The sequence below is a fragment of the Kitasatospora sp. NPDC036934 genome, from assembly GCF_055608425.1.
Map to the genome: position 1 here is coordinate 63,408 of NZ_JBVJQR010000022.1, position 15,822 is coordinate 79,229.

The window sequence follows — 15,822 nt, forward strand, 5'->3', positions numbered from 1 at the left end:
GCCCGGGTGACAATCCGGCCCCGGGGCGCGAAGCGGGGCGGGGCCCCCGCCGACCGGCGGGTGAGCGGTCCGCCGACCGGCGGGGCGGGACCGGTGCGGTGTCCGAGCGAGCGGGCGACGGAAAACCGCGCCACCGGGCGACGGGCGACGGGCGGCAGGGCAACCGGGCGACGGGCAACCGGGCGACGGGCAACCGGGCGACCGCAAAGAAGTGTTCGCAAAAAATCCTTTGCAAACACCTCTTTGCAGTCCTAGGCTCCGGGCCATGACCGAAGACCGCGGCTGGAAGCACAGCGACGACCCGCACGTCGTCCTCACTGCCAAGGGCATGAGAGCGATGGCCCACCCCGTGCGGATGCAACTGGTCGGGCTGCTGCGCAAGCACGGCCCGTCCACGGCGACCAGGCTCGCCGAGCGACTGGGGCTCAACTCCGGAGCCACCAGCTATCACCTGCGCCAGCTCGCCGCTGCGGGCTTCGTCGAGGAGGACACCGAGCGCGGCAACGCCCGGGAGCGGTGGTGGCGTTCGGCGCACCGGATGACGGTCTGGACGGGGGAGGACATGGCGGACGAGGAGCCCGGGGCGGCCGTCGGCTTCCTGCGCTCCGTGCTGGCCAGCCACACCCTGACCGCCCAGCGGGCGCTCGACGCGTTCGAGACGATGCCCAGGGAGTGGCGCAGAACGGTCGACTTCAGCGACGTGCTGCTCCAGCTCACGCCGGCCGAAGCGGAGCAGCTGACGGCCGAACTGTTCGCGGTGCTCCGGCGCTACCGCCGGGTCGGCGCCGACGGGCCGGTGCCGGAGGGCAGCGAGCAGGTGTCCGTCGCGGTCCACGTGCTGCCCGATCCGCAGGGACAGCCGGAGCCGGAGGAGGGGAGCGCCGAATGACCAGCAGCATCGCCGATCCGCCGGCCCGCACCTTACGGCCGCTGGCCGGGGTGCTCGCCGCCACGGCGGTCTCCCTGACCGGGACGCGGATCTCTGCCATCGCCTTGCCCTGGTTCGTCCTGGCCACCACCGGCAGCGCCACCCTGACCGGGCTGGTCGCCTTCGCCGAGATGACGCCGTACGTGCTGGTCAAGGCGCTGACCGGGCCGCTGGTCGACCGGCTCGGGCCGCGCGTGGTGTCCTGGACGACGGACGCGGTGAGTGCCGTCGCCGCCGGGCTGGTCCCGCTGCTGCACGCCCGGGGGATGCTGCCGTTCGGGCTGCTGCTGGCGATGGTCGCGGTGATCGGTGCGATGCGCGGGCCGGGGGACTTGGCCAAGTCGGTCATGGTCCCGGAGGCGGCCGACCACGCCCGGGTACCGATGGAGCGGGCCACCGGGCTCTCGGGGGTCACCGAACGACTGGCCTCCACGATCGGCCCGGCGGTCGGCGGCGGGCTGGTCGCACTGGTGGGGCCACTTGCCGGGCTGGCGGTCAACGCGGGCACCTTCGCGCTCGGGTCACTGATCATCGCCCTGGCGCTGCCGCCGGGCATGGGCCGCTCGGCGGCTCCGGGCACGGTGCCCACCGAGGCCCCGGGCGAAGGCGAGCCGAACGGCGACGGTTACTGGCGGATGTTCCGGGAGGGCTTCTACTTCCTGCGGACCGAGCCGCTGCTGCTCACGGTGATAGTCATGGTCGGCATCACCAATCTGCTCGACGCCGGGTTCACGACCGTCCTGCTGCCGGTCTGGGCCCGGGAGTCCGGTGGCGGACCGGCCGCGATCGGCCTGCTCGGCAGCGTCCTGGGCGTCACGGCGGTGATCGGCAGCCTGATCGCGGCGGCGCTGGCCCACCGGCTGCCCCGCCGTACGGTCTTCTTCGCCGGCTTCCTGATCGCCGGGGCACCGCGCTACCTGGTGCTCGCGCTGGACGCGCCGATGTGGGTGGTCGTTACGGTCTTCGCGTTGGGCGGCTTCGGGGGAGGCTTCCTCAACCCGATCCTCGGCGCGGTCCTCTTCGAACGGGTGCCCCGCCACCTCCTCGGTCGCGTCCACGCCCTCGGCGACTCCCTCGCCTGGGCCGGCATCCCCCTCGGTGGCCTCCTCGCGGGCGCGGCCGTCGCCCTGGTCGGCCTGATACCCGGCCTGCTCACGGCCGGCACCCTGTACTTCGCCACCACCACGCTGACCGGCCTGCGGCCGGAATGGCGGGAGATGGACCGGCTGCGGGGGCACAGGGGAGCCAGGGCCGGTGGGCAGGCACAAGCTGAAGAGGGCGCGGCAGAGGCGGCGCGGTCCTAGGCGGGGCGGTCCTAGGCGGGGCGGCCTAGGCGGGGCGGGCCCGCCCGGAGTTCACCGGTCGCCGACGGCCCGTGGGTGGGTGTCCCGCCCAGTGGAGGAGCAGGAGACTGGCCAAGGCAGCGAGGGTGCACCAGGTGGAGACGAACGCGAGCCGCCAGAGCAGGGCGCAGAGCACCGCGCCCACTCCGGTGAGCAGACCGAGGCGGCGGAGCAGACGATCGCCGCTGACCAGGAGGGAGCCGACCGTGGTGAGGAGGTAGCCGGTGACCAGAAGGCCCGGGTGCGGGATGCCGATGGCGTAGCCGAGGGTGTGGCCGTGCCGGGTGGCCGTCACCGGGTGAGCGGCGACGGCGGCCGCGAGCGGGGCCGCCACTGCCGCGCCCAGCAGCGCCAGCAGCGCGAGTGCGCGGCGTCGGCCGGGGCCGGCCGGGTGCCCGGGTTCGTGGGCTGCGCACCAGACCCCGACCGGGACCAGGACGGGCAGCAGCGGCAGGGCGATCACCGCCCAGGTGGTGCGGGCCGCCCCGGCGAGGGCGGACGGCAGTTCACCGTCCGTACCGAGCCACACCAGTGCCTCGACGAGCTGGTGCACGCCGAGTACCAGCGGGAGCGCGGCGAGCGGCAGCCGCTGCGGCCTCCCGGACCGCCGGGCGCGCACCAGACACGCCACGCCGACGCCCGCGACCGCCGAGCCGGCCACGGCGTCCGCCTGGGCGCTCCAGCACATCGGTCCGCCTGCCCGTGCTACTCGCGCTTACGGTTCACGCCGGTGTCGCCGCGACCGCCCGGCTCCCGGCCGCCGTTGCCGTTGCCACTTCCGTCACCGGGCCGGTCCTCCGGCGGAACCCCGATGCTTTCCAAGGTGTCGCGGACACTGCCGGGCATCGCCGGATGTCGGCCGATCACGATCACCCCGATCACGATCGCCACCAGCCCGGCCGCCTGCCAGGCCAGCGCGCCGGGGGTGACCCGCAGCCGGTCACCGAGGAAGCCGACCGCGCAGGCGATCCCGGACAGCGGCTGGGCGGCGGTCAGCGCCGGCAGCGACATCCGCAGCGGGGCGGCCTCGAAGGCGCTCTGCACCAGCAGCAGTCCGACTACGCCCGCCACCACCACGGCGTACGGCTGCCAGGTGCGCAGCACCACCGTCAGCCCGGCGTGGTCGAGGCGCTGGGTGGTGGTGCGGGTGAGCGCGTCCTGGAGGCCGTAGAGCAGTCCAGCGGCGAGAGCCAGCAGGGTGGCCTCCTCGAACAGCGGCAGCCGGCGGGCGAGGGTGACCAGCAGCAGGGTCAGCCCGACCACCGTGCCGACCACCAGCCAGTGCCGCAGCTCCCCGGCGGGCGGACCGCCGCCGGTCGGCTGCCCGGCCACGATGAAGGCCGTCACCCCGAGGCCCAGCAGCAGCACCCCGGCCCAGCCGGAACGCCCGAGGGTCTGACGGGTGAGCACCCGGGAGAGTGCCATGGCGAAGATCAGGTTGGTCGCCAGCAGCGGCTCGACCAAGGACACCTCGCCCTGGTTGAGCGCGAGCGCGGAGAGGAGCAGACCGCTGACCATGAACCCGGTGCCGAGCAGCCACTCGGGCATCCGCATCAGGTCCAGCAGCAGACGCCAGCGCAGCAGGTCGGCACGGGGAGCCCGTTGCGCCGCGTGCTGCTGGAGGACGAAGCCGAGTCCCAGACAGCAGGCCGCGCTCAGAGCGAGGAGGAAGACCGCCACGGAGGGACCACCAGGTTGTCGCTGCCCCGCGCCGCGCCGGCGGTTCCGGGGGAGGGTTCGGCGGTCGCGGCACGCTTCCGCCAGCGTACCGCCGGGGCGGCGGCCGGGCCGATCGGACGCGGCGGATCCGTACCGGCCACCGCCGCGAAAGCCGCGCTTGCCGCCACGGGTGGGGCGGGCGCACGCTGGTGTGAGCGGCCGCCACGGGCCCACCGCCCGGGTCGGCCGGGATCGGCGACGGGGGCCGCCGCCAGGAGGTGTGGCATGCACAACCAGTGGGACGTGGAGCTCAGCTTCGACGAAGACGGTGTGCACACGGTGTGCGACGCCAGGTTGACGGGTGCGAGGGCACCGGGCCTGAGCGCGCACGGTGAGGCCGAGAAGAGTGCGGAGGACCGCCCGCTCGCCAGGATCGGCGAGGAGGTCGCGGCCTCGCGGGCCCTGGAGGAACTGTCCCGCAAGCTGCGGGCCCAGGCCACCGGCGAGATCGAGGACGAGGGGCACCGCCCGGGCTACCTGATCTACTGACGGCGCCGTCCACTGACGGCGCCGACGCATCCGGCCGCCCGGGGCGCCCGGGTGGGATGGCCGTGTGAGCACGCCCCTCCCCGGGCGTCTTCGGCCGGTGCCAGCCCCGGGGGTTGGCGGGCCGGTGGTCGATGGCCGTCGTCCGGGAACGCGTTCTCGGCCTCGGTGTCACCCGTCATGGCGAGGTACCAGATCCGGCCCGCCACCGCAGCCGGCGTGATCTCCCCGGCCGGGAGCCGGCCCTCCAGGTGGTGGAGCAGGCAGCGGTCGGCCGTCCGCTCGGCCGGCAGGTCGTGCCGAGTTCCTCGAGTTCCTTCAGCTCCTCGCGGAAGACCTCGAAGGGCACCTGGACCGCCCGCCCGTCCGGTGCTCGGCCACCACCCCGAGCCGCAGCAGACCACCCAGCACCCCGGCCGCCACCCCCACCCCCGCTCCCACGACACCCCGCCGCCCCCTCGCGGCGCCCGTCGACCTGCGGGCCTCGCCGCACCCGGTGACACGGAGGCGTTCGGGATCCGGGAGGTGGCGCCGTCCCGGTCCGCCGTCGGTCGCCAGGGTTCCGCGTCCCGTTCCAGCGTTCCAGGCTCGTTGCGTTCCCGCTGGTCAGTGCCCGTTTCGGCGTTCCACCTTCCCCATCGTGCCGGTAGATCTTCCGGCCGGGACGGATCGGTAAGCAAGCTCTGGCCATCGAGTCGACGAACCGCTCGACCGAACGCCGAAAGGGGCCCGACCACATGTCCGTCCGCACTTCCCGCACCCGACTGATCACCGCTGCCGCGAGCATCGCTCTCGCCACCCTCTCGCTGACCGCCTGCGGCAACGACGACGGCAGCGCGGACGGCAAGGCCGCGGCCGCCCCCTCGGGCACTGCCACCCCGTCGGCCACGGCCCGCCCTACCCAGGAGGCCACCGCTGCGGCCTCCGCCTCGACCACCGGCACCGCTGCCGGCACCACCTCTACCGGCGCCAGTGCTGCCGCTGACCCCGGCACAGCCCCCAAGACGCCCGCCGCCCCCAAGCCCGCCACGAAGGCCCCCGCCCCTCACGCCCCGGAGGCGGCCGAGCCCGTCACCTGCACCGCCGCCACCACCAAGACCACCGCCGCCCCGCTCAACCGCCCCGTCAACCACCTGCTGCTCACCGTCACCAACACCGGCACCGCCACCTGCTACCTCTACGACTACCCGGCCCTCCAGTTCGGCCAGTCCCAGTCCGTCCCCCCGGTCATCGCCGACTCCAAGCCCCAGGCCGTCGTCACCCTCCAGCCCGGGCAGTCCGGCTACGCCTCCGTCAACCTCTCCTCCGCCGACGGCACCGACAACACCAACGGCTACACCTCCACCACCCTCGACCTCTACTTCCACGGCCCCTCGGGCAACGAGAGCGACGGCCCCGCCGCCCACCCCGCCCTGCCCACCAAGGGCGTCTACCTCGACGACTCCCTCAGGACCACCTACTGGCAGCAGTCCATGGACGACGCCACCTCCTGGTAGCCACCACCCGAACCACCCCGCCGGCCCGAGAGAAACGGACACCCCACCATGCACAAGACCCGCAGGATCGCCCGCCTCCTGGCCGTCTACACCGGTGCGGCCCTCCGGATCCTCGTCCTCGGCACCCCGGACGACCCCGACCTCACTCGGAAGGCGGGCCTGGTCCGCCGCTGACGCCCCGCACCGCGACTCTTCAGCCCGGGCTGCGAGGACCGCCGACTCGGCCTGACGCCGGATCGGGAGCCATACGGGCCTGCCCTCTCCCTCCTCACGTCCGGCCGACAGAAGGGCGGGTCCGGACTGCGATCGGACGAGAAGTTCCGGAGGACGGCGTAGGGGTCTATTCGGTGCAAGAGCGATTCGATGAGATTGGTCGGCTCGTCGGTGTGGAGATTGAATTCTCAGGATTCGCGGTCGTTGCCGAATCGTGGGCGGGCAATCTCTTTTTGACGGTGTGTTGATACGGCGGCTTGTGCGGCACTTCGGAAGCCGTTGGACCTGTGGTGGCGCCGCGACGCCTGGCCTGCACGGTCTACCTCGACCACCCCGGCATTGGGGATCACGGCCGGCTCACGGCGATCGGCAGCGTCAGCGTCGCCGAATCCGTGCTCGACCCCGGTGGACTGGGGGCGGAGGCCACGGAGGACATGCGGCTCCCATTTATCGGTCCGCGACTTGGCGCTCATCGAACGACCGGTTCAGGTGGAGCAGGAGGCTGTTGCAGGGCAACGGACCGGATCGCCCGTCACCGGGGGCGGGTGGCCGGCGACGAGGCGGCGTGGGTGGTGGGGAGGAGCCAGGGGGTGGCGGTGTGGGCGGGTTGGTGTGGGGGCATGGCGCGTGGGGTGCCGCGGTAGTTGAGGTACATGCCGGTCAGGACGGTGACCTTGGCGCGCAGGAGCCAGGGGTCGAAGGGCTTGACGATGAAGTCGACCGCTCCGGCGTCGTAGCCGCGCAGGGTGTTCTCCGGGTCGGACCCGATCGCGGTGACGAAGATGATCGGGATGTCGCGGGTCTGTGCGCGGCTCTTGATCTGGGCGGCGGTCGCGTAGCCGTCCATGCCGGGCATCTGGACGTCCAGGACGATGACGGCGATGTCGTTGTGCTGGAGCAGTGCCTTCAGGGCCTCGGGGCCGGAGGCGACGGCGAGGACGTCCCAGTCGGCGGCGGCGAGGACGGCTTCGAGGGCGACCAGGTTCGCGGGCTGGTCGTCGACGACGAGGACCCTGGGTCTGCCGGTGGCGGCCGGGGTGGTGGCGGGCGCGGGTGCCTCGATCCGCAGCGGGTCCTCGCCGGCCTGCTGCTCGGCGACGATCAGTTGGCGCTCCAGCAGCTCGCAGCGGGCCTCGGCGGCGAGTTGACGCCGCAGCGCCTCCGCCAGCTCGGTCTCCAGTCGCGCGACGTCCGTCTCCAGGGCCTGCTTCTCGAGGAGCAGGTCTGCGCGGTCACCGCCGTACCGGGCGAGCTCGTCCGCGCGGGCGCGCTCCCGCGCCCAGTCGGTCTCCAGCTGGTTGAGACGCAGCTCCAGGTCGGCGATGCGGTGGTTCTTGTCGAGCAAGGCGTCTCCCAGGACGTCGCTGTGCGCCGCGGAGCGCCGCGAGAGCCGGTCGGCCTCGGCCAGTTGGGACTGCAACTGCTGTACGGCGTGGCCGACCGAGGCGCTGGTCTGCTGCGCGGCCGCGTGCAGGCAGCGGAGGAGTTCGACGGTTTCCGGGGTGGCGACGTTGCCCCGGTCGGCGCCGACGTCGGTGAGCAGGTCCTGCACGAACTGCCAGGACGGGATCCGCTGCCCGGACAGGTAGCGGGAGAGCGCCCCTGGGCTCAGGTGGCGGCGCGAGCTGTAGCGGCGCACCGACACCGTGGGCCGCAGCCCCGCGAACAGGCTGCGCAGGGCCTCGGCGAAGGCGCGGCACTCCTTGTTCAGGTCGGCGTTCAGCGGTTGCAGGCTTCCCACCCGGTCACCCCCGGTGTCTCATGGGCCTCCACGGAGGCCACCATCCTTGCAGTGTCAGCGCGGTCGCGGTCGCGGTCGCGGCCCGGGGACCGGGAAGCCGGAGGGCCCGGGCCGCGCGGGCATCAGGAGGCGGGCTCGTTCTCGGCCGGCTCCTGCGCGGGATCGCCGACGAGCCGGTTGACGAACGGCACGCTGACGCCGAAGGCGCCGGCGCCGTACAGGACGCACCGGACCAGGTGCCCGCCCCCGGCGGCGGCCAGGACGCCCGCGCCGATTCCCGTGAGCACGCCGATCAGCAGCACCAGAGTCGCCCTGGTCGACAGCAGCGAACGCTGCACCGTGAACCTCCTCGATCCGTGGCGGCCTTCGCCGGCCACGCCCTGCCCGCCAGCCGGACCGGTCTGACGGTGCGTCACAGCATGGGGAGTCCGGGCACCGTTGCGCCCCTGTTTCCGGGGCGGAAACACCAATCGGCAACAGCGGGCCGGCCCCCGGCCCGCTCCGGACGGGCGACGGTTCCAGCGGACGTCCCGCACCGGATCGGCGAGCCCGCCCTCCCGTCGCCGGCGGAACGGCCCCCGCTACGCTGGCGCGGGTGCTGCTCCCCACTGTTCCGCGTGCCCGCCTCCGCCTCGGCGGGCGGCCCGCCGTCGACACGCCGTTCGGCCCGCTGGTGTTCACCACGACGATCGGGAGTACGGCCCTTCCGCTGCTGCCCGATGAGCTGTTCGGGCTGTCCGGCGGCTGTACGGTGGCTCGCTGGAGCCGGCCCGGCGCCCGGGTCGAGCTGCTGCTGACCCCGTACGACCCCGGGCTCGACCCGGAGAACCGGGGGCCGCTGACCGATTGCCGGGCGGCGGTCTGGCGGATCGACGCCCGCGCGCCGCTCGGGCGGGTGCGGTTCTCGGCGAGCCTGCCGGACCGGCTGCCGGAGGGTGCCGACGCGGGGTGGGACGGCGGGCAGTCGCTGGCCGCGATCACGGTCGACGACGACAGCACCAGGCTCACCGTCGGCGGCATGGACGAGGAGGCGATCTGCCTGGCCGCGGGCGGGGAGGTCCCTGGTCGGTGGGGTGGGTTGATCGACGAGGTCTACGAGCGCTCGCACAGCACGTGGGGCGTGGACTTCGGCGACCGGCACGGCTTGACCTGGACGCTGCCCCCGTTGGAGGCCGGCGAGCACTGCGAACTCCCGGTGGTGGCCGCCTGGGCTCCGGTCGCGGACGAGACCGCGAACACCTGGTTCGCCGTTCTGGCCTCGCCGGCGGAGCTGCTGCGGCGGGCCGCCGATCGCGGCTGACCATTCGGCTACCGGTACCAGTCGTCTCCGCCCGTGGCGAGCGAGCGCCCCAGGTAGTCCCGCAGGTCGCGGGCGACCCAGGAGCGACTGTCGCTCTCGTGGTCCCAGACGAAGATGTCCGGCCTGCGGGGCTTCCGTACGAAGGCGAACTGGTCGCCGCCACCGTTGTCCCCGAAGAACAGGAGGGCGTCGAAGGGCATGTACAACGGGCGATGGAGACGTCCGCCCGGAGGTAGCGGTTCTGTTCGACGATCCGCTCGATGGGCCAGACCGTGTCGACGCTGGTCCGGCCCACGATCCCGTTGCTCTCCAGGAGCAACTGCCTGAGTTCGCCGGGCAGTTCGTCCCCGAGTCGGCTTTCTGCCCCGGCCAGTGCCGACTCCTGGGCGGGCTCCCTGAAGCCGGTGCCCGGGAACGCGTCGGCGGCCGTCCGTGTCCACATGATCCGCAAGCGTATGGGGTCGCCGTTCCGTGGGTGACGGCCGGGTGGGGGAGGTCAGCGGCCGGGTGGGGTGAGGAAGGTGAGGGCGTGGTGGTTGACCTGCGGGGCGGCGGCGTGGGGGAGGGTGTGGTGGGTGGCGTCGGGGAGGGTGGTGACGGTGGCGTGGGGGACGGCGCGGCGGGTGGCTTCGGCGGTGCGGCGGAGGTCGTGGGCGCGGGAGTCGGCGGCGTAGAGGGCGAGGAGGGGGGTGGTGAGGGTGCGGAGCCGGGTGGGGGTGGGGCGGGGGCCGGTGACGACGGGGGAGGCGGGGAAGTCGGCGTAGCCGAGGGCGTAGAGCTCGCGCCAGTCGGGGTCGACCGCGGGGCCGGGGGCGGACTCCCAGTCGAGGTAGGAGCGGGCGCGGGCCGGGGTGCGGCGGGGGAGGAAGAGGGGGAGGGCGCGCAGCAGGTAGCCGGGGCGGAAGCCGGTGAAGCACTGGGTGGGGTCGAGCAGGGCGAGGCGGCCGACCCGGGCGGGGGCGTGCAGGGCGTACTGGAGGGCGATCCAGGCGCCGTACGAGTGGGCGCAGAAGTCGACTGCGGGGACGCCGAGTTCGTCGAGCACGGCGTCCAACCAGCCGAGCAGGCCGGGGACGTCGCCGAGGGGGGCGCCGTCGTGGACGCTGCGCCCGGGGTCGCCGATGAGGTCGACGGCGAGGACTCGGTGGCCGGCCTCGGCGAAGGCGCCGGCGTTGGCGAACCACATGGTGGAGGTGGCGCCGCCGCCGTGGAGGAGGACGAGGGGGCGGCCGTCGGCGGGGCCGCAGGCGTTGATCCGGGTGGTGCCGTGGGCGGTGCGGACGGTGAGCGGTTCGACCGGGACGGGCCAGCGGGCGAGCAGCCGGTCGTAGGCGGCGAAGAACGGGGCGAGGCGCGGTGCGGGGTTGGGGGTGGTGCGGGCAGACATGATGGGCCTCCGCGGGGTGTGGTGTGATCGGCTCCGGGTCGGGTGCGGGATCGGCACTGGACCGCTGCTGGGATCATCGCTGGATCGCTCGTTGAACAAGTATCTCGCTGAGCGAGAGAATAGTGGCACACGTGTGCCCAAGGAAGGACGAGAGGGTGTCCGAGGTCGAGGAGCCGATGCGGCTGGTCCACCTGTTGCGCGGTCTGACGGTCGAACTGGACCTGTTCGGAGCCGAGTTCGCGGCCCGCAGCGGTCTGCATCCGACCGATCTGCGGGCGTTGATCCACCTGCTGGACGCTGCCCGGGCCGGGGAGGTGGTCACCCCGGGCCGGCTCGGGGAGGCGCTCCGGCTCAACTCGGCCGGTACCACCGGCCTGGTGGACCGGCTGGAGCGGCTCGGGCTGATCCGCCGTGAGCGCGATCCGCAGGACCGGCGGAAGGTGCGGTTGGTGGTGGAGGAGCGGGCGATGGAACTGGGGCAGGGCTTCTTCGGTGGGCTGATCGGGGACCTGCTCGCGGCCATGCGCCGGTTCGACCCGGCGGAACTGGCCACGGCCCGGCGCTTCCTGGAGGCGATGACCTCGGTGGTGGCCGCCGCCCGGCAGGAGTGAGGCCGGCAGGAGTGAGACCGGCACGAGTGAGACCGGCAGTGGTGAGACCGGCACGAGTGAGACCGGTGACTGATGGGGGCGCGGGCGCTACGCGGGGCCGAGGGCCCAGGCGATCAGGGAGAGCGTCGCCATCGACGCCAGCGTCGACCAGAGCACGGTGTCCCTGGCGAGTTCGGTGCCCTGCCCGTACTCGCGCGCGTAGGTGTAGACGTTCTGCGCCGTCGGCAGGGCGGAGAAGAGCACTACGGTGAGCAACTGGTGCGTGGGCAGGTGGAGTACGGGGCCCGCCACGACCAGGGTGACCAGTGGCTGGACCACGGTCTTGATCGTGACGGTCAGCCCGACTTCGACCCGGCGCGAGGGTCCGTCGGCGGGCGGGCGGTTGCGCAGCGACATGCCGAGGGCGACCAGGGCGGTCGGCACCCCGGCGCCGCCGAGCAGTTCGGCGGAGTGGTTGAGCTCGGCGGGCAGGTGCAGCCCGGTCGCGGAGGCGACGGCGCCGAGCGCGGTGGCGAGCAGCACCGGGTTGCGCAGCGGCAGGGTGAGCAGGGCCCGGCGACCGGCCGCGCCGCTGTCCAAGACGGCCAGCACGGTCGGGGTGACCAGCAGGATCTGGAACAGGATCACCGGTCCGACGAACGAGGCGTCGCCGACCACCTGCATGGTCACCGGGATGCCGAGGTTCGCGGAGTTCACGTAGCCGGAGGCCATCGCGCCGATCGCCAGTTCGCCGCGCTTGCGGCGGAACAGCAGGCGCCCCGCGAACAGTCCGAGGCCGGTCGCGGCGGTGGCGCCGGCCACGAAGGCGAGCATCGACGCGTTGGCGAAGTGCCGGACCGGGGTGCGGGCGATCATCAGGAAGAGCGCGGCCGGCATCGCGACGTGGAAGACGAAGCGGGTCAGCACCAGCTCGGCCTGCGGCCCGAGCAGCCCGGCGCGGGCGACGACGTAGCCGACCGCGGTGAGCGCCCAGATCGGGGCGAAGGCGGACAGCAGCGGGTGGAGCGCGGGCATGGTTCCTCGGATCGCTCGGAAGGGTCTGCCGGGTGGCGGCGGGGGTCGCCCGCCCTGGGGCCTGTCGGCGGGGGCCCTGGAGCACCGGTGACGCTGTGAACCCCCGGGGGAGTAAACCAGTGGCCGTCGGGGCGTTGATCAACGGGGGGAGGGGCCGGGAGCCCCGCCTGCCGAGGAGGCACGCGGAGCGGGCCGGGCAGGCGGTCCGGGTGCGGCGTGCCGAGCGGGGCCTACGATGAGCCGATGGAGGACCAGTACCTGAGCCTGTCCGAGGTGGAGGCCATCGCGCGCCGCGCCCACCAGGGGCAAGTGGACAAGAACGGGCACCCGTACGCCGAGCACATCGCGGCGGTCGCCGGCGGAACGGCGGCGCGCGGCGGCAGCGAGGCGCAGATCGCGGCGGGCTGGCTGCACGACACCGTCGAGGACGATCGGCTGAGCCGGGAGTGGCTGGCGGGGGCCGCGCTGCCGGAGGAGACCAAGGCGATCGTGGACGCGCTCACCCGCCGCCCCGAGGAGCCGGTCGAGGCGTACACGGCGCGCATCCTGGCCACGCCCGGCGCGCTGGTGGTCAAGCGCGCCGACCTGGCGCACAACTCCGATCCCGGCCGGCTGGCCACGCTGGACCGGGCGACCGCCGAGCGGCTGGCCGCCAAGTACGCGCGGATGCGGGAGCTGCTGGGGCTCACCGGGGAGCTCTGAGCCGCGCGGCGGCCCGGGGCGCGGCAAGAAACGCAGGGGAGCTCTGAGCCGCGCGGCCGCCCGGGCGCGGCAGGGGAAAACAGGGGAACGCAGCGGAAAGCAGGGGAAGGCACGAGAGGGCCCGGGCCACGCGGATCGCGCGGGCCCGGGCCCTCTCGGGTCACCCCGGTGGTCCCTGTCCGACCCCCGGGGTGAGGGGGGAAGTGGTCAGGAGACGGGTGGCAGGCAGCTCAGCCGGTGGTCGGTCGGCTTAGTACCAGTGGTGGCTCTGCCAGAAGTTCCAGGCGGCGTTCGGGCTGCCGTAGCGGGTGTTCATGTAGTCCAGCGCCCACTTGATCTGGGTGGCCGGGTTGGTCTTCCAGTCGGCGCCCGCGGAGGCCATCTTGGAGGCCGGCAGGGCCTGGCCCAGGCCGTAGGAGCCCGAGCTCGGGTTGGTCGCGGTCACGTTCCAGCCGGACTCGTGGCTGATGATCTGGCTGAACGAGGCCAGCTGGTTCGCCGGGACGATCTGGGCGGCGATGGCCTGCGGGGAGGCGGTGGCGGCGTTGGCGGTGGCGGGCAGCACACCGGCGCCCAGGGCGGTCAGACCAGCGGTGCCGGCGAGAATCGCGGCGGAAGTGCGCATACGGAGCTTGAAAGCGGGCATGTAGAACAGGACCTCAATCAGGTTGGGCCGGGTCGCGCCCCACCCAGGACCACGGGCCGGACAGGGGCCGTTGCGGTTGTGGGGCGCGAACTCGGCGGCAGGCCGTCCACCGGCGGGACAGGAGCCGGAGCGGCTGGCGACGAGAGCCATTGTTGCCAGACCGGATCGGCCCCCGCCAAGACCCCCTCGTTACGACGCACCGTCGTACGCGCGGCGGTGGCCGTGGATTCGAAGGGGCGCCGCGAGCAGGCCGCCGGACGGGCTCCGAGCCGGGCGGACGCCGGGTTGTCGGGGGTGACCCCGGGGGTGCGGTCGGGGGTCCGCAGCCACCACTACCGTTCGTCGTAGGCTCGATTCGCCTGTGAGCGCACTCACCGTTTGGGAGCCGCTGCTGTCACCCGGCGGTCCGGTCGCGACACTTTGGGTACTGACGATCTGTGCCCGGCGCCACAGGATGCGGTGACCCCGGGCGGTGAAGCGCTCGCCGAGGGTCACCGGAGGTCGCCCAGGCGCCGGTGCCGGAGGGCTCGGGCGGTGAAGCGCTCGCCGAGGGTCACCGGAGGTCGCCCAGGCGCCGGTGCCGGAGGGCTCGGGCCGCGAGCCGGTCCGCCTCGGCGGTGGCCGACAGCTCACCGAGTGCCGTGACGACCGCCGCTCCCAGCCGGGCGCAGAAGGCCGCCGGCTCCTCGGCGGCGTCCGGCAGCTCGGGGACCACCTCGTCCACCAGCCCGACCTCCGCCAGCTGCCGGGCGCCGATGCCCTGGGTCCGGGCCAGCTCGGCGGCGTGGGTGCCGTCCCGGTGCACGATCGCCGAGGCGCCCTCCGGCGGCAGCGGCGCCAGCCAGGCGTGCCCGGCCGCGAGCACCCGGTCGGCCGGGAGCAGCGCCAGTGCGCCGCCGCCGGAGCCCTGGCCGAGCAGTACGGCGAGGACGGGGGTGCGCAGGGCGAGCAGGGTGGTCAGGCAGTGCGCGATCTCGATCGCGATGCCGTCCAGCTCGGCCCCGGCGGACAGCTCCGCCCCGGCGGTGTCCACCACGGTCACCAGCGGCAGGCCCAGCTGCTCGGCCAGCCGGGCGCTGCGCCGGACGGCCCGCAGGTCGGCGGCGGTGAAGGGGTGCTCGTGCTGCGCGTCCTGCCGCTGCTGGCCGACGACCAGGGCGGGGTGGCCGCCGAGCACGGCGAGCGCGCGGACCAGGGCACCGTCGCGGCCCCCGGGGGCGTCGAGCAGCACCAGCTCCTCGGCGGTGCGGCGCAGCAGCTCGCGGGTGCCGGGGCGGTCGGGGCGCCGGGTGCGGCGGACGGAGTCCCAGGCGTCCTGGACGTCGGGGGCTCCGGTGCCCTGGGGGCCGGCGTCCGGGGCGTCGCGTTCCGTGGTGCCCCGGCAAGCCGGGCTGCCCCTATAAGAAGGAGGAGTGGCGCCGAGCACGGTGAGGATGCGGCGGAGCAGCTCGCGCAGTTCCTGCGGCGGCACCACGGCGTCCACCAGGCCGTGCCCGGCCAGTGTCTCCGCCCGCTGGACGTCGGCCGGCAGCTCCACGCCGCGCAGCTCCTCGTACACCCGGGGGCCGAGGAAGCCGAGCCGGGCGCCCGGCTCGGCGAGGACCAGCTGGCCGAGGGTGCCCCAGGAGGCGAAGACCCCGCCCATGGTCGGGTTGCGCAGGTAGCTGAGGTAGGGGAGGCCGGCCGCGCGGTGGGCCTGGACGGCGGCGGTGATGCGGAGCATGCAGAGGAAGGCTGCCGAGCCCTCCTGCATCCTGGTGCCGCCGGAGACCGGCAGGGCGAGCAGGGGGAGGCGCTCGGCGGTGGCGCGTTCGACGGCCCGGGTGATCCGTTCCGCGGTGGCGACGCCGATCGAGCCGCCGAGGAAGCCGAACTCGGAGGCGATCAGGGCGACCGGCCGGCCGTCGATCAGGCCGAGGCCGGTGAGCACGGCCTCGTCCAGGCCGGTGCGCTCGCGGGCCCGGTCGAGCGAGGCGCGGTAGCCGGGGTCGGTGGGCGGCGCGGGCGTCGGTTCGTCCCAGCTGTGGAAGCCGCCCGGGTCGACCAGCAGTCCGATCAGCTGGCGGGCGGTCAGTGCGGTGCCGTTGCCGACGGGAGCGCCGCTCGTCGTGCCGGTGCCGGTGCCGGTGCCGGTGCCGGTGCCGGTGGCGCTGTTCGTGCCGCCGCCCGCATCCGTGACGGCGCCCGCGCCCTTGTCAGTGCCCGTGTTCATGTCCACCCCGTCAGAGATCGTTCC

17 protein-coding genes are annotated in these 15,822 nt (G+C 74.0%); 8 read left to right on the forward strand and 9 right to left on the reverse strand.

The features are described from left to right. The first annotated feature begins 265 nt into the window (after window positions 1–265). Window positions 266–889: an ArsR/SmtB family transcription factor gene (locus ACZ7BZ_RS28760; protein WP_470360870.1), complete on the forward strand. Its 624-nt coding sequence runs from the start codon at window positions 266–268 to the stop codon at window positions 887–889. After that, window positions 886–2,232 carry an MFS transporter gene (locus ACZ7BZ_RS28765; protein WP_470360871.1) on the forward strand — a complete coding sequence of 449 codons (1,347 nt, stop codon included), beginning with the start codon at window positions 886–888 and terminating at the stop codon, window positions 2,230–2,232. The genes ACZ7BZ_RS28760 and ACZ7BZ_RS28765 overlap by 4 nt, the downstream gene beginning before the upstream one ends. A 25-nt stretch (window positions 2,233–2,257) precedes the next feature. Here the strand turns inward: ACZ7BZ_RS28765 and ACZ7BZ_RS28770 are convergent, their stop codons facing one another. Further along, window positions 2,258–2,959 (reverse strand): DUF6629 family protein, encoded by a 702-nt coding sequence (locus ACZ7BZ_RS28770; protein ID WP_470360872.1) that lies wholly within the window; start codon window positions 2,957–2,959, stop codon window positions 2,258–2,260. A 17-nt stretch (window positions 2,960–2,976) separates the two neighbouring features. Next, a complete protein-coding gene (locus ACZ7BZ_RS28775) occupies window positions 2,977–3,951 on the reverse strand; it encodes a DMT family transporter (RefSeq protein WP_470360873.1) in 975 nt (324 codons plus the stop codon). A gap of 264 nt (window positions 3,952–4,215) precedes the next feature. Between ACZ7BZ_RS28775 and ACZ7BZ_RS28780 the strand changes: the two genes are divergently transcribed. The 3 genes from ACZ7BZ_RS28780 to ACZ7BZ_RS28790 all read left to right on the forward strand — a co-directional run bounded on the left by ACZ7BZ_RS28780 (window position 4,216) and on the right by ACZ7BZ_RS28790 (window position 6,146). Next, the gene (locus ACZ7BZ_RS28780; RefSeq protein WP_188302898.1) at window positions 4,216–4,479 is read left to right on the forward strand and encodes a dsRBD fold-containing protein; all 264 of its coding nucleotides are present in this window, start codon (window positions 4,216–4,218) and stop codon (window positions 4,477–4,479) included. Between the two features lie 734 nt (window positions 4,480–5,213). Beyond that, window positions 5,214–5,972, forward strand: a complete 759-nt coding sequence (locus ACZ7BZ_RS28785) for a DUF4232 domain-containing protein (protein WP_470360874.1) — start codon at window positions 5,214–5,216, stop codon at window positions 5,970–5,972. A gap of 48 nt (window positions 5,973–6,020) precedes the next feature. Next, entirely contained in the window at window positions 6,021–6,146 is a 126-nt protein-coding gene (locus ACZ7BZ_RS28790) for a hypothetical protein (RefSeq protein WP_380461082.1), read from the forward strand. A gap of 571 nt (window positions 6,147–6,717) precedes the next feature. On the opposite strand, the gene ACZ7BZ_RS28795 is transcribed toward ACZ7BZ_RS28790, so the two are convergent. Continuing rightward, entirely contained in the window at window positions 6,718–7,926 is a 1,209-nt protein-coding gene (locus tag ACZ7BZ_RS28795; protein WP_470360875.1) for a response regulator, read from the reverse strand. 122 nt (window positions 7,927–8,048) lie between these two features. After that, window positions 8,049–8,264, reverse strand: coding sequence for a hypothetical protein (locus tag ACZ7BZ_RS28800; RefSeq protein WP_470360876.1), 216 nt, complete (start codon window positions 8,262–8,264; stop codon window positions 8,049–8,051). Window positions 8,265–8,521: 257 nt separating this feature from the next. Between ACZ7BZ_RS28800 and ACZ7BZ_RS28805 the strand changes: the two genes are divergently transcribed. Then, window positions 8,522–9,226 (forward strand): hypothetical protein, encoded by a 705-nt coding sequence (locus ACZ7BZ_RS28805; RefSeq protein ID WP_470360877.1) that lies wholly within the window; start codon window positions 8,522–8,524, stop codon window positions 9,224–9,226. A gap of 8 nt (window positions 9,227–9,234) precedes the next feature. On the opposite strand, the gene ACZ7BZ_RS28810 is transcribed toward ACZ7BZ_RS28805, so the two are convergent. After that, entirely contained in the window at window positions 9,235–9,426 is a 192-nt protein-coding gene (locus tag ACZ7BZ_RS28810; RefSeq protein ID WP_470360878.1) for an SMI1/KNR4 family protein, read from the reverse strand. Window positions 9,427–9,722: 296 nt separating this feature from the next. After that, the gene (locus ACZ7BZ_RS28815) at window positions 9,723–10,613 is read right to left on the reverse strand and encodes an alpha/beta fold hydrolase (RefSeq protein ID WP_470360879.1); all 891 of its coding nucleotides are present in this window, start codon (window positions 10,611–10,613) and stop codon (window positions 9,723–9,725) included. Window positions 10,614–10,789: 176 nt separating this feature from the next. On the opposite strand from ACZ7BZ_RS28815, the gene ACZ7BZ_RS28820 reads away from it, so the two are divergent. Further along, window positions 10,790–11,224, forward strand: coding sequence for a MarR family winged helix-turn-helix transcriptional regulator (locus ACZ7BZ_RS28820; RefSeq protein WP_470360919.1), 435 nt, complete (start codon window positions 10,790–10,792; stop codon window positions 11,222–11,224). 87 nt (window positions 11,225–11,311) lie between these two features. On the opposite strand, the gene ACZ7BZ_RS28825 is transcribed toward ACZ7BZ_RS28820, so the two are convergent. Continuing rightward, on the reverse strand, window positions 11,312–12,238 hold the full coding sequence (locus ACZ7BZ_RS28825) for an AEC family transporter (RefSeq protein ID WP_470360880.1): 927 nt from the start codon (window positions 12,236–12,238) through the stop codon (window positions 11,312–11,314). A 243-nt stretch (window positions 12,239–12,481) separates the two neighbouring features. Between ACZ7BZ_RS28825 and ACZ7BZ_RS28830 the strand changes: the two genes are divergently transcribed. After that, window positions 12,482–12,940: an HD domain-containing protein gene (locus ACZ7BZ_RS28830; RefSeq protein ID WP_380461102.1), complete on the forward strand. Its 459-nt coding sequence runs from the start codon at window positions 12,482–12,484 to the stop codon at window positions 12,938–12,940. A gap of 250 nt (window positions 12,941–13,190) precedes the next feature. Here ACZ7BZ_RS28830 and ACZ7BZ_RS28835 read toward each other — a convergent pair whose 3' ends face one another. After that, window positions 13,191–13,565, reverse strand: coding sequence for an aggregation-promoting factor C-terminal-like domain-containing protein (locus tag ACZ7BZ_RS28835; RefSeq protein WP_380461104.1), 375 nt, complete (start codon window positions 13,563–13,565; stop codon window positions 13,191–13,193). Between the two features lie 574 nt (window positions 13,566–14,139). Next, complete coding sequence (locus ACZ7BZ_RS28840; RefSeq protein WP_470360881.1) at window positions 14,140–15,798, reverse strand: carboxyl transferase domain-containing protein; 1,659 nt, start codon at window positions 15,796–15,798, stop codon at window positions 14,140–14,142. Window positions 15,799–15,822: the final 24 nt, after the last annotated feature.

Bases quoted from the DNA above. Each gene is read 5' to 3' on its own strand.
- ACZ7BZ_RS28760 (WP_470360870.1), top strand. From the start codon at position 266: ATGACCGAAGACCGCGGCTGGAAGCACAGCGACGACCCGCACGTCGTC.
- ACZ7BZ_RS28765 (WP_470360871.1), top strand. From the start codon at position 886: ATGACCAGCAGCATCGCCGATCCGCCGGCCCGCACCTTACGGCCGCTG.
- ACZ7BZ_RS28770 (WP_470360872.1), bottom strand. From the start codon at position 2,959: ATGTGCTGGAGCGCCCAGGCGGACGCCGTGGCCGGCTCGGCGGTCGCG.
- ACZ7BZ_RS28780 (WP_188302898.1), top strand. From the start codon at position 4,216: ATGCACAACCAGTGGGACGTGGAGCTCAGCTTCGACGAAGACGGTGTG.
- ACZ7BZ_RS28785 (WP_470360874.1), top strand. From the start codon at position 5,214: ATGTCCGTCCGCACTTCCCGCACCCGACTGATCACCGCTGCCGCGAGC.
- ACZ7BZ_RS28790 (WP_380461082.1), top strand. From the start codon at position 6,021: ATGCACAAGACCCGCAGGATCGCCCGCCTCCTGGCCGTCTACACCGGT.
- ACZ7BZ_RS28810 (WP_470360878.1), bottom strand. From the start codon at position 9,426: ATGCCCTTCGACGCCCTCCTGTTCTTCGGGGACAACGGTGGCGGCGAC.
- ACZ7BZ_RS28815 (WP_470360879.1), bottom strand. From the start codon at position 10,613: ATGTCTGCCCGCACCACCCCCAACCCCGCACCGCGCCTCGCCCCGTTC.
- ACZ7BZ_RS28820 (WP_470360919.1), top strand. From the start codon at position 10,790: ATGCGGCTGGTCCACCTGTTGCGCGGTCTGACGGTCGAACTGGACCTG.
- ACZ7BZ_RS28825 (WP_470360880.1), bottom strand. From the start codon at position 12,238: ATGCCCGCGCTCCACCCGCTGCTGTCCGCCTTCGCCCCGATCTGGGCG.
- ACZ7BZ_RS28830 (WP_380461102.1), top strand. From the start codon at position 12,482: ATGGAGGACCAGTACCTGAGCCTGTCCGAGGTGGAGGCCATCGCGCGC.
- ACZ7BZ_RS28835 (WP_380461104.1), bottom strand. From the start codon at position 13,565: ATGCGCACTTCCGCCGCGATTCTCGCCGGCACCGCTGGTCTGACCGCC.
- ACZ7BZ_RS28840 (WP_470360881.1), bottom strand. From the start codon at position 15,798: ATGAACACGGGCACTGACAAGGGCGCGGGCGCCGTCACGGATGCGGGC.